Annotated in this window: 13 protein-coding genes; 4 read left to right on the forward strand and 9 right to left on the reverse strand. The window is 41.4% G+C overall.

Going from position 1 to position 12,663, the window contains the following annotated elements; genetic code table 11:
- The 8 genes from rnr to J7Q78_RS05140 all read right to left on the reverse strand — a co-directional run bounded on the left by rnr (position 1) and on the right by J7Q78_RS05140 (position 7,721).
- On the reverse strand, positions 1–2,358 hold the full coding sequence (gene rnr, locus J7Q78_RS05105; RefSeq protein ID WP_154242378.1) for a ribonuclease R: 2,358 nt from the start codon (positions 2,356–2,358) through the stop codon (positions 1–3).
- Positions 2,359–2,373: 15 nt separating this feature from the next.
- The gene (locus tag J7Q78_RS05110) at positions 2,374–3,132 is read right to left on the reverse strand and encodes an alpha/beta hydrolase (RefSeq protein ID WP_154242379.1); all 759 of its coding nucleotides are present in this window, start codon (positions 3,130–3,132) and stop codon (positions 2,374–2,376) included.
- A gap of 109 nt (positions 3,133–3,241) precedes the next feature.
- The gene (gene secG / locus J7Q78_RS05115; protein WP_004265318.1) at positions 3,242–3,478 is read right to left on the reverse strand and encodes a preprotein translocase subunit SecG; all 237 of its coding nucleotides are present in this window, start codon (positions 3,476–3,478) and stop codon (positions 3,242–3,244) included.
- Between the two features lie 79 nt (positions 3,479–3,557).
- Positions 3,558–5,132 carry a ClC family H(+)/Cl(-) exchange transporter gene (locus J7Q78_RS05120; RefSeq protein WP_154242380.1) on the reverse strand — a complete coding sequence of 525 codons (1,575 nt, stop codon included), beginning with the start codon at positions 5,130–5,132 and terminating at the stop codon, positions 3,558–3,560.
- A 107-nt stretch (positions 5,133–5,239) separates the two neighbouring features.
- Positions 5,240–5,377: a hypothetical protein gene (locus tag J7Q78_RS05125; RefSeq protein WP_208421946.1), complete on the reverse strand. Its 138-nt coding sequence runs from the start codon at positions 5,375–5,377 to the stop codon at positions 5,240–5,242.
- 74 nt (positions 5,378–5,451) lie between these two features.
- On the reverse strand, positions 5,452–6,150 hold the full coding sequence (locus J7Q78_RS05130) for a carboxymuconolactone decarboxylase family protein (RefSeq protein WP_208421947.1): 699 nt from the start codon (positions 6,148–6,150) through the stop codon (positions 5,452–5,454).
- A complete protein-coding gene (locus tag J7Q78_RS05135; protein ID WP_235688060.1) occupies positions 6,143–7,075 on the reverse strand; it encodes an amidohydrolase family protein in 933 nt (310 codons plus the stop codon). The genes J7Q78_RS05130 and J7Q78_RS05135 overlap by 8 nt, the downstream gene beginning before the upstream one ends.
- Position 7,076: 1 nt before the next feature.
- A complete protein-coding gene (locus J7Q78_RS05140) occupies positions 7,077–7,721 on the reverse strand; it encodes an NAD(P)H-binding protein (RefSeq protein ID WP_154242383.1) in 645 nt (214 codons plus the stop codon).
- A 184-nt stretch (positions 7,722–7,905) separates the two neighbouring features.
- On the opposite strand from J7Q78_RS05140, the gene J7Q78_RS05145 reads away from it, so the two are divergent.
- The 4 genes from J7Q78_RS05145 (at position 7,906) to J7Q78_RS05160 (ending at position 12,093) form a co-directional block, all read left to right on the forward strand.
- Positions 7,906–8,787 (forward strand): LysR family transcriptional regulator, encoded by an 882-nt coding sequence (locus J7Q78_RS05145; protein WP_154242384.1) that lies wholly within the window; start codon positions 7,906–7,908, stop codon positions 8,785–8,787.
- Between the two features lie 58 nt (positions 8,788–8,845).
- Positions 8,846–9,952, forward strand: coding sequence for a low temperature requirement protein A (locus J7Q78_RS05150; protein ID WP_154242385.1), 1,107 nt, complete (start codon positions 8,846–8,848; stop codon positions 9,950–9,952).
- Between the two features lie 193 nt (positions 9,953–10,145).
- Positions 10,146–10,931, forward strand: a complete 786-nt coding sequence (locus J7Q78_RS05155; protein ID WP_154242386.1) for a glucose-1-dehydrogenase — start codon at positions 10,146–10,148, stop codon at positions 10,929–10,931.
- Positions 10,932–11,043: 112 nt separating this feature from the next.
- Positions 11,044–12,093: a zinc-binding dehydrogenase gene (locus tag J7Q78_RS05160; protein WP_208421948.1), complete on the forward strand. Its 1,050-nt coding sequence runs from the start codon at positions 11,044–11,046 to the stop codon at positions 12,091–12,093.
- A gap of 100 nt (positions 12,094–12,193) precedes the next feature.
- Here the strand turns inward: J7Q78_RS05160 and J7Q78_RS05165 are convergent, their stop codons facing one another.
- Positions 12,194–12,577: a nuclear transport factor 2 family protein gene (locus J7Q78_RS05165; RefSeq protein ID WP_154242388.1), complete on the reverse strand. Its 384-nt coding sequence runs from the start codon at positions 12,575–12,577 to the stop codon at positions 12,194–12,196.
- Positions 12,578–12,663 lie beyond the last annotated feature (86 nt).

Consider the following 12,663-nt stretch of genomic DNA (forward strand, 5'->3'; position numbering starts at 1 on the left):
TCACCTACTTTTAAAAGTACGTTTTTGTGAGTCCTTATTCGTAGCTGGGCGTCTTGGATGATTATTTTTGTTTTGATCACCACGCCGTTGGCCACCTTTTTCATGATCACGTGGCCGGACTGGCCGCTTTGGTCGGGCTTCAATCTGACTTAAGACTTCTGCAGAAGCTAACGGTACTTCTTCGCTAGCTAATAATTCAAAGTCCACTGAATGCGCATCTAAGTCAACATTCGCAACTTTTACGCGAACTGGCTGGCCAATGCGGAATATCTTATGGGTTCTTTCACCGACAAGTGCTAATTGACTCTCAACGAAACTATAGTAGTCATCTTTCATCTGGGAAATGTGGACAAGTCCTTCAACCGTATTTGGTAATGCAATAAACATCCCAAAACTCGTCACCGAACTAATCACAGCATCGTATTCATTGCCGATCTTATCAAGCATGTACTCAGCTTTCTTAAGGTCAACCACTTCCCGCTCAGTATCGATTGAGCGGCGTTCTTCAAGTGATGTTTGTTCTGCGACTGGTTGTAACTTAGGTGCCCATTTTTCTTTTTCTTCAATGGTCATGCCGTTGGTAGCATAACTATGAATCAATCGATGGACCATCAAATCAGGATAACGGCGGATGGGTGATGTGAAATGCGTGTAGAATTCCGCACCCAAGCCAAAATGACCAAGAGATTCATCAGAATAATGTGCCTGTTGCATACTTCTTAATAGCATGGTTGTAATAATTGGTTGTTCAGGTTGCCCTTCAATTTGTGTCAAGACTTCCTGAAGCATCATTGGTGTCACTTTCTTACTTGAACCGTGTGCTTGAATCCCATAAGCGGTGATAAATTCGAAGAAATTCTTCATCTTATCAGCATCTGGTGTTTCATGGACCCGGTATAAGAAAGGGGCATTAGCGGTACTATAATGTTCAGCAACCGTTTCATTAGCGGCCAACATGAATGATTCAATCATCCGTTCTGAAAGTCCGCGTTGACGCAACTCAATGTCGATGGCCTTACCATTTTCATCAACAATAATTTTTGCTTCATCTTCTTCAAAATCGATTGCCCCACGGTTATGGCGCTTCTTCAAGAGAATTTCATGTAATTCTGACATCGTTTCAAACATTGGCACAAGGCGTTCATATTGTGCCCGTAAGGCAGCGTCATGCTCCGTTAAGATCTTATTGACGTTTTTGTAGGTCATCCGCGCTGTTGACTTGATGACACTTGGGAAAATCTTGTGATCCACTACCACGCCGTGTTCATTGATTTCCATTTCACACGTTAAAGCGAGTCGTTCAACATCTGGATTCAATGAACAGATTCCGTTTGATAAACGGAATGGTAACATTGGGATTACACGATCAGTCAAGTAAGTACTCGTCCCGCGTTCTAAGGCTTCAACGTCCAATGGTGAGCCTTCAGTAACATAGTGACTCACGTCAGCAATGTGGACCCCTAAGTAGTAGTTGCCATTTGCTAATTTCTTAACGTTAACCGCGTCATCAAAATCCTTAGAGTCGTCACCATCAATTGTAACAACATCTTGGTCTGTTAAATCTTTACGACCCAATTTGTCAGCCTCTAAAACAGTATCTGGAATCGCTTCTGATTGAAGCCGAACTTCTTCTGGGAAGTCCGTCTTAATATCATGCTGGTACACGATTGATAAGACGTCAACCCCTGGATCATTTTTGTTGCCTAACACTTGTTTAGCAATTCCGCGCATTTGACCAGGTGTATTAACACTTGGATATGACGTAATATCGACTTGCACCATATCGCCTTTTTGTGGATGTAAGCCATTATCGGTCAGATAAATTAAATAACTGCTTAATTTTTTGGCATGGCTTTGAATATAACCAATCAAACCTGTCTTTTCTTTTTGGATGTCTGAATAAGGCATGAATTCGCCGACGATTTCTTCAATTCCCCGCGTGATCACCTTGACCACTTTTCCTTCAGGGCCGCGACGGTTATTTTCTTCTGCTTCTTTGATGATGGCTACTTCAACCGTGTCGCCATTCATCGCAAAGTTCGTATTTGGTGGGGCAATAAAAACATCTGGGTCATTAGGTTCCTTATCAACGATTGAAACGAAGCCAAAGCCGCGATCGTTAGCATGAAAAACCCCCTCAACAAGGCGGTTGCTTGCCGGTAATCGGAACTTACCGGCATCATCCATATTCAATGTCTTATCCCCTTCTAATTCTGCTAATACCTTCACTAGGTCCTTAAACCCTTGTGAACCGGCAACGCCGATTCGTTCACTAATTTCGGATACGTTTAATTGTTGCGTTGCATCTGCTTTAAAAATCGCAAGAATTGCTGCTTTCATCTGTTCAACCTGTGTCAAATCAACACCTCTTTCTCATTTCTTAAAACGGTTTATAAATTCTAGGACATCTGTTTCTAATTGGTGGTGCGCATTATCGACCGTAATGACATGGCCGGCTTGTGGGTACCAATGATAATCAACTGGTATGTTGGATTGCGTTAATTGCTGGTATAAAACTTGGGCTTGTGTTGAATCGATAATTTGATCTTGCCCGCCTTGACCGATGAAAATCGGTTTATCTTTAATGTGTTTCAAGTCCGTCACAACTTGGCGACTAAAGATGCCAATTGATGTGAGTTGTTGTGGTAATCGCTGATCAATGGTTGCCAAACGTGCTTTTTGTGTCACGCTTGAGACAGATGTCAGCTGCATCATTGTCTTGGCATATTGTCCAAAAAGCGGCGTCAACTTAGCGCTCGGGCCTTCGAGGACTGGTGCACTAAAAATCCCACCACCATAAACTTGTGGTAATTTTTCTATCGCACGCATGGCAAACAATCCGCCTAACGACAACCCGAAAACAAATAACGGTTGCTTGTTGACCGCCGATAGCTGCTCAACCGCAGTCACCGTGTCGGCCCACCATGCCTCGACAGACCCACGTGTTAAAATTTCGGTTGGATCTGCCGTTGCATGCCCTGCAAATTGCGGTGCATAAACCGTTAACTGATGCTTCTCCAAAAAGCGCCCCATCATACGAACATCGTTAGCACTGCCTGTATAAGCATGCAACAACACAACTCCGACTGAGCCGCCGTCAAAATAAAACGGTTGTGGCAATCGATACGTCATATGCTCACCTCCAAGTCATTCCTGCTTGAATTCATTTAAAAAGGTCTCCTGCCATTCAACAGGAGACCGCATCAACGTTCTTATTAGAATTCGACCCGTCTCACATGGATTAGTGCGATGATAAGTACACTAAAGCTAATGCAAAGACGAAGAATAAAGCCCCTAAAACAACGGTTACTTTTTGCATGAAAGCTTCAAATCCCCGGGCCTTTTGCTTGCCAAATAAATCACCAGAACCACCTGATAATGCACTCAAAGCGTCTTGTTGTTTACTTGGCTGCATCATGACTGCGATCACAATCAAGATGGAATCGATTAATAATAAGTTCAGGATAAGATTTTCCAACCTAATTCCCTACCTTTCTATCTACACTGTCTTTTAATACTTTAGCATAAAAAGTAGTTAATCACCACTTTTTTATCGATTATTTAACGAGATTTTCATCCGTATTTTGTAAGGCTTGGGCAGCGTCTTCAATTTGCCGCCGTACAGTCGCTCGTAGTTGATGATCAGTTAGCACAATCAACGTATCACCAGCGCGAATCAACGTATCGCCATGCGGAATCAGTTCAGATTCACCACGAACAATCGCAATTAACAAACACGTCTTCGGCCAATCCACTTCGCGGACTTGGCGATCCTCTAACGGTGCGCCAGCAAATACTGGTACTTCTAAGCGATCAGAAAATGTTGCCAACTTACGCTGTGGTTTACCGAGTGCACGTTGTAATAATGACGCGTAGATGGGTGCGCCACCCATTAAATCAACGACAATGTAAGCCACTAACGATAAAATCGCCAATGGCATCAAGTGGACGAGTGAACCGACCATTTCAGTCACTAATAAAATAGCTGTGAATGGGGCTTTCCCGATGCCAGCAAAGTACCCACCCATCGCAAAAATAATTAAATTAGGGACATAAATCGGTGCTAACCAGCCGAATTGAACCATCACAAGTCCATAAAGGGCCCCAATTAAAGCACCGAGTGATAAGATCGGCAGAAAAATCCCACCTGGTAGTCCCGAGCCATATGAAACCATTGAAAATATAAATCGTAATAAGAATAAACCAGCAATCACACTAATCGTCGGCAGATTTTGGCCAAGGTGTGCAATCAAACCGTTACCACCGCCTAAAATTTCCGGCCAAAAATAACCAATTGGTAAAACACATAACAATGGTACTAACCCGGTATACGCTTTTGGCAAGGGGATCTTTGCATAAAATTGCGGTAACCATAGCAATACCTTTTGATACGCGTATCCTAGTAATCCTAATATCACACCTAGGACCAACAAATGCCAATACTGATTAATTGGTAAGCTCTGCGCGTACGTAATATGTAAAGTCGGTGTTAAACCAAAGAAGTTCAACGAAATGAAATTTGCCGCAATCGCACTCGCTAACGATGTAATCCAGACTAATGGTGAAAAATTATGATAAATTTCTTCTAATACGAAAAAGGTCCCAGCAATCGGCGCATTAAACGCAGCCGATAAGCCAGCAGCTGCCCCGCTGGCGATCAAAATGCGCCGATCTGCCCCGCGATTTTTAAGCTTAGCGGCAACCCCTTGCCCAATAGCAGCCCCCAGTTGAATCGACGGGCCTTCTCGTCCTAAAAATAACCCCGGTGCGATACTTAAAATACCACCAACAAATTTACGCCACAAGATTGACCACCAATTGAAATCAAACTCCCCTTCCAACTGTCCTTCAACTTGCGGAATCCCCGAACCACTAATATTCGGTTCTTTTTTTAGTAATTGGGCGGCCAACAGCCCAATCACTAAATTAGCGCCAATCAATGGTCCCCAGTACCACGGATGCATATTTAACCCTTGATAGATAGTTATAATGAAGGCCAGCCCTTTTTCAATCGCTAAGCGAAATAAACTGACCACTAATCCAGTGAACGCCCCAACTAATAATCCCTTGCCTACAAAGCGAAACCGCGTCTTATTAAACTGACTGGCGCGTCTAAGTCGTCCATTTTCCACGTTTACCTAACCTCCATCTGATAGCTTTATATACAGACTACCACGGAAATGGTGATTATCAAATGGCGAAGTTAATTAAAAGGCCAGCCATGAGTTGGCTGACCTTGTTATAAATTAGCTTTAAAAAAATCAGTAATCATATCCATCAACGCCGGCTTCATCAGATGGCGTTCACTATTTCCCGTTAAAAATATCACGTTTCCAGCATAAGGTTGGCCTTTAATCTGCTGATTAAATGTTGCCATTTGTTCATATCAAAAGACTCACCACTACTATCGCGAATGACCAACGAAAAAGCGGATTAGGCGCTGGTGCTTAATTATTTCGCCTCGCTAGCCAATGCTTGGCCCGCCTGATGAACCAGTTGAACACTATTAATCACTAGGGGAAAACCAATGTATGGCAATAACTGAACGATTGACCAAATTAGTTCTGCTTCAGTGTTACCTGCTTTGAGACTGCCGCGAGCATGTGCTTTAATTTGAAAATCAACATTTAATGCAATCAGCGCTAATAATTCAAACCGTTCACGTTCTTTGACACTGAGTTCACTACGCCGATAAAAATCATTAAAAAAGTGTTGGGTTAACATTTCTGAAATAAACTGGCCTGCATTATCCGGCAAATCTTTGAGCAACTGTTTAATTTCAGTGCCATACAGTTTAGCCTGCACCTCAGCCCCAAAATGATCTGACTCCTGTGCGATGGGCTCTTGGACAACACGCTTCAATTGTTCGAAAGTAAGGTTAATCTGCTCAACAGCCGCCAAAACCTTTGTGATCCCGATTATCGGTGACAATTGGTAGATGACTTCTAATATTTTTTCAGGCTTAATGCCTGCCTCGAATGCACTACGCGTTTGTGCTTGAATTAAATTCATCTGACCTTGAACCGCCATGGCAATTAGCGGGATGAACAACCGATCATTGGTCAAATGGGCGCGTGTCGCTTGATCGACATCAGCTAGTAATGGTTGAATTAACGTCTTAAATTGCGTAGTTTGTGCTAAATCATTCATCCTTTTTAACCCCTTTTTGAATCGTGTGCCAATTTTCAAATAATATTTGTTGTTGCTGAAGTTGTGATAATTCAGTAGCCGCAATCGCTTGTTGAATCACTTTAGTTGGCCCAATTGGTGGGATTCCCAATGGCGTATCGGTTCCAAATAGAACATGATCCACACCAAAAAAATCAACTGCTAATTGAATCGCACTTGGATTGCCTAACAATGCAGTATCCACATAGAATTTTTTAAAGGCTTGATACTTTTCTGGACCTTGAATATGGAAAATACGTTCACTAAAATAAGGGACCATTGCGCCAGCATGGTGGACAATTATTTTCAATTGTGGATAACGGTCGAAATAACCTTGGGCCACAATTGCATCCATCGCAAGCGTCTGTTCGTATTCCCAACTAAAAGTGAGGTTATTATCTGGTTTACGTTCATCAAAAATAGGATGTAACCAAATCGGTTTTCCCAGTGTCGCCATTTTGGCAAATAACGGCTCGTACTCAGGACTGGTAATCGATTGATTCAAGGCCCGTGTAAATAACTGAATCCCCGCTAATTTTGAAGATGACGCAACTTGTGTATCAATTATCTTTAAAGCCGCTGGGATGTTATTCATGGGAACCATAGCAACTGCTGCTGGAAAGGTTTGTGGATATTTTTGAACAAGTTGAGCCAATTCTTCATTAGCCTGATAGCATAAATCAGCAGCTTGTGAAGCTGAGCCAAAGTCTTCAGGATTGAGATTGACATTAGAAATAATTTCTTGATGACCGGGTTCGATCGTCGCTATTCGTTTGGGGATGTCTGACAATAAGGGATTTTTCATCCACTCAGCTGTGTCCAAAGCATGGGGCGCTATTTGTAACATCTGCTTTAAAAATTTCGGGGGTAATACATGCGCAAAAACATCAATTATTTCGTTTTGCATATTACAACCAACTTGGCTTATCGCCATCTGTTCCCGGCTTATTGATTCCCAAACTAGCTTGTTGATATTGCGTAGGATCTTTAATAATCTTCACAATAACATCGGCCACACTGGCACGCGACACTTCAGTCCCCTTAAATGCTTCATCACGTTGCGTTAATTCATAATCGATTTCCGCCTTATCAGTCAACCAAGCAGGCCGTAACTGCGTTGTGATAATCGTTTGTTGTTGATCAATTAGTTGTGCTGATTGTCTAAAACCCGGTAAAAAATCGGCAATGGCGGTTTCATTCCAAGCACCAAACTTACCTGGTACTTCATGATAAGCCCCTAATGCACTATAAAAAATTAATCGTTTGACTTTCGCAACTGTCATCGCCTTTAAAATGCTCTTAGTCGCATCAAATAAATCGGTCCCACCAACATTCGAATAGACTAAATCAATATCATTCATCGCGGTAATTAATTGATCAGTATTTTTGACATCTCCTTCAATCAATGTCACGCGCTCATTTTGTTCATATTTGCTTAACCGATTAGCTTGTCGTAAAAATAAATGCAATTGTAAATCAGTCTCAGCTAAAAGACGTTCGATCACTAGCTGCGCCGTTTTACCATACGCGCCTAAAATTAATATTTTGTTCATTGTCAACACTCCTTAATAATAATTGATTAACTTCTTTCTTTGACTATAACTCTCTGTGACACCCATTATGAAAAGTTATCCAAAATCGATATATATAATTTAACGCCAAATTGAATATGCGTAAAATACTTATATTAATGTATAATATGCCTAATAAGCATATTATTGGGAATCAGGTGAAAAAATGGAAATTCGTTTATTACGGTATTTTTGGACAGTCGCAAACGCAGAATCAGTTTCAAATGCTGCTAAACAACTACATGTGACCCAACCCACATTAAGTCGCCAAATTCGCGAGTTAGAGGACTATTTAGGCACGCCACTTTTCTCACGAACACACCATAAATTAGTTCTAACTGAGGCCGGCTTATTTCTTAAAAGCCGTGCTGAGGAAATATTAGCACTTGATCAAGCAACCGAACAAGTCTTCATTGATCAAAAACAACAATTATTTAACGGTAACCTCCGGATAGGCTGTATTGAAGCGGATAATTCAGATACAATGGCTACAATACTAGCCGAACTAGTCCATGATTATCCTAACATTACTTACGCCATCATCACTGGCAATGGCGATTTTATTACTGATCAATTAGACAAAGGGCTTATCGATGTTGCTATCCTAATTGAACCAATCAATACCGCTAAATATTTTTCCATTCAATTACCTCGTGGTGAAAAATGGGGCCTCTTAGTGGCGAAAACAGCCTCTTTAGCTAGTAAATCAACTATAACGCCCAGTGATTTCACTGAATTACCCTTGATACTCCCCAATCGTCCAGCAGTGATGCGCATGTTGGCTGACTGGTATGGTCAAGCACAAGAAACCCTAAATATCACTGGGAGCTATAACTTACATTATAACATTTTGCCATTAGTTGAATTACAAACAACCAATGCACTAGTCATCGAAGGCGTCACTAAGTATAGGGATAATGACAAATCAACCTTCATCCCCCTAGAGCCATCTATTCAAACCCATTGCCGCTTAGTGTGGCGCAAAGATCGCGTCCTCACTGCAGTGGCTTCTGAATATATCCGCCGTTTTAAAAAAGCATTCGCTTAACATCCTAGCGAACTATCGTTTAAGTCAACATTGAACAAAGTTAATTGGAGTGAACATCATGGATAACATTTTAACAAAACCCGTCAGTATGCTTGAATTATTCTACGATCTAGTCTTCGTTTATATGATTTCAAGAGCAACTGATTTAATTCATCACTTGGACCAAGGCGTGGTGAATATAACCAACTTTTTAATTTTTGCAGTAGTAATCATTGTTTTTATTAATTCATGGATGGTCCAGACGGTCTACACGAATCGCTATGGACAATCATCTTGGACGGACGTTATATTTACTTTTACTGATATGATGATTGTCCTTTACCTATCAAATAGTTTTAATAAATGGCAAAATCATCAACGTTTTTTCTTGGCTGCTAGTTTATTATCCTTCACCCTTTGTCTACAATATCTAATCACTTATCGTAAAAGTAACCAACTTGATGACCGAAAAATTGCGACAATTTTTTCCCTAATTCTCGGTTTTCGTACTATCTCACTGTTACTTGGGGGGCTAATTCCCACAATTAGCGGTGTTTATATTGCTTTAATTGGGACACTAATCAGTTGGATTGCCCCCGGTTTAACTGGTACCTATACCAAAAAACACCCGATTATCTTCAGCCATTTGTTAGAGCGACTCACATTATTGATTATCATCACGTTTGGCGAAACGATTGTCGGAATTGCGCCTTACTTTACGCCAGAACACTTTTCAATCTGGTCCATTTTAATTTTTATGATTGTTGCAAATCTATTTTTCACCTATATTACAGAGTTTGACCATCTAATTGAAACCCAACGCCCAAATGAAACTGGTAATTTACTGATCTATCTCCATTATTTAATCCTGTTTGGCATTAGTTTAATCACCGTCGCGCTTCACTTTATCGATGATCGGATCGCTAATAAACTTTTTGCCACAATCTATTTATATAGCGGATTATTGCTATTTTACAGCGGAATTATTATTGCTAGTTACTATAATCGTCTTCAATTCAAATTAACCAAATCAACTGCTATCGGGGTGTTCGCCATTGTTGGCTGTGGCTTAGTTATCATTTTAAGCAAGCCTAATATGATGATGCTCACTGTAACCAGTGCCCTGGTCACTTCATTAGTCACGGCACTAGTGCTGAAAAAACTAATCAAGCGTAATGCGCATTGAGTATCGATTAGTTTGAAACTGGCCGCTACTTCTTTGCATTACTTCTAAACCCCTTAAACTTTTTGCTTGACTTACAGCTACTCTAAGGGATTATCATAGACGATGTGCAGCAATGACTGATATTTTGTCAGTCATTGCTGTTTAATAAACCAATGCTCAGTATCACAATATTATTGACAAAGAGGATGATGGAATGTATACAGATTTAAATGGTAAAGTCGCAGTCATTACTGGCGGCTCCAAAGGAATTGGTAAAGCAATTGCTAAACGCTTTGGCCAAGAAAAAATGGCCGTGGTCGTCAACTACAATAGTGATTCAAAGGGCGCCCAAGAAGCAGCTGAGCAAGTAATCGCCAATGGGGGCCAAGCGGTTACAGTCCAAGCTGACGTTGCGACGGAAGCTGGCAATCAATTACTATTACAGACTGCCTTAGATCACTTTGGTACTTTAGATATCTGGGTTAATAATGCCGGTATGGAAATTCAAGCACCAACCCATGAACTCACTTTAGAAGCATGGAACAAAGTCGTAACAATTGATCAAACTGGCGTTTTTTTGGGTGCTAAGACCGCACTAGCGTACTTCAAAGCACAGCATAAAAAAGGGAATATCATTAACATGTCATCTGTTCATGAACAAATTCCTTGGCCTACTTTTGCTAGCTATGCAGCCGCTAAAGGTGGCGTAAAACTCCTAACGCAAACAATTGCGATGGAATATGCAAAAGACGGTATTCGGGTGAACGCTATCGGACCAGGTGCGATTAATACCCCAATTAACGCCGAAAAATTTGCTGATCAAGCTCAATATGATCAAACCGTTTCAATGGTTCCCATGAATCGAATTGGGACACCAGAAGAAGTAGCCGCTGGTGCTGCATGGCTAGCTTCAGAAGAGTCAAGTTACGTCACCGGGATTACGTTATTCATTGACGGGGGCATGACCCTCTATCCGGCTTTTAAAGATGGCCAAGGTTAAGCAGCCATTTTTATATTCCCCATCTTAGTCGCTAAAAAATAGTTTAATAATGAAAGGAATTGACCACTGAGTTAGTGTTATTAATCTTCTCAGTGGTTCGGGTATAATACTTATGAAAACTGCAATTTTTGAAAAAGCGGGATTAATCGCCGTCGAAGAAGTTGATCAACCAAGTTTACAAGCTGATGATGATGTCATCATCAAAGTCGTTCGTGCCTGCGTCTGTGGTTCTGATCTTTGGTCATATGCCAACGGTGATCACAAAAAACCACATTCAGTCAATGATGGCCATGAAGCACTAGGCATTGTTGAATCTGTAGGTTCAGCTATCACAACTGTCAAACCAGGTGATTTTGTCATCGCCCCATTTACACATGGTTGTGGCGAATGTGACGCTTGCCGGGCTGGCTTTGATGGCACATGTGATCGGCATCAAGGTGGTACCAACTGGTCTAACGGATTCCAATCAGAATACATCCGTTTCCCATACGCCAATTGGGCTTTAGTTAAAGTCCCAGGACAACCCTCAGACTACACAGAAGGGATGCTAAAATCACTGACAACTTTAGCAGATGTTATGCCAACTGGTTATCATGCTGCCCGCTGTGCAAATGTCCAAAAAGGAGACAAAGTCGTCGTTATCGGTGATGGTGCTGTTGGCCAATGTGCTGTGATTGCCGCTAAAATGCGTGGTGCCTCACAAATTGTTCTAATGAGTCGTCATGAAGATCGTCAACAAATGGCTCGCCAATCTGGCGCTACCGCGGTAGTTGCAGAACGTGGCGCAGAAGGGATTGCTAAAGTGCGTGAAATCTTAGGTGGTGGCGCCGATGCCGCCTTAGAATGTGTCGGTACGGAAGCCGCTATTGACCAAGCCTTGGGTGTTTTGCATAATGGTGGCCGCATTGGATATGTGGGTGTTCCTCATTATAATAATCATGCGCTAGGTTCAACATTCGCCCAAAACATTGCAATCGCCGGCGGATCAGCTTCAGTCACAACTTATGACAAAGAAATTTTACTAAAAGCTGTCCTTGACGGGGCCATTAATCCTGGTCGGGTCTTCACCAAAACTTATACGCTAGATAATATTAATCAAGCTTACCAAGATATGAAGGATCGAAAAACAATCAAATCAATGGTAGTTGTCGCTGACAAATAGCGCTATTTAGTCTTTTATAGTCTATTGGGACAACCTAAAAAGCCCCTATTATTGGATTTAGTCCAATAATAGGGGCTTTTTGATTTACAAAAAAACGCTGCTAAAACATCGTATTTTTATTTAACGCTGATTCTGGAATAGTCTGTAAGACGTCCCAATGTTCAATGATTTTACCATTATCGTCTAACTTAAATATATCCATCCCAGCCCAATTGTCGTCACCCGGCCAAATTTGTTCGCAATGTAAGACGACATAATTTTGCTCAGCAATGACTTTATGAAAAATAACGTGTTTCCCTGGGTAATCGCGGGCCATCCGATTGAAATATTCAATAAAGGCGGCCTTGCCGTCTGGCACTCCAGGATTATGTTGGCGATAATCATCACCAACATATAGTTTGACAGCTTCAGCCGGTTGGCATTGATTGAACATGAGATCATAAAAGGCCGTCACTGTTTTTTTATTTTCTGCTAATCGGTCCATTCGTAAACCTCCACCCATTATGATCGCTTCTTTTTGAATCCTTAAAAATTGATTAGTCTTCGCTTTTTAACGCTTGGGAAAAACCA

Source organism: Latilactobacillus fragifolii (assembly GCF_905332535.1).
Classification (GTDB): domain Bacteria; phylum Bacillota; class Bacilli; order Lactobacillales; family Lactobacillaceae; genus Latilactobacillus; species Latilactobacillus fragifolii.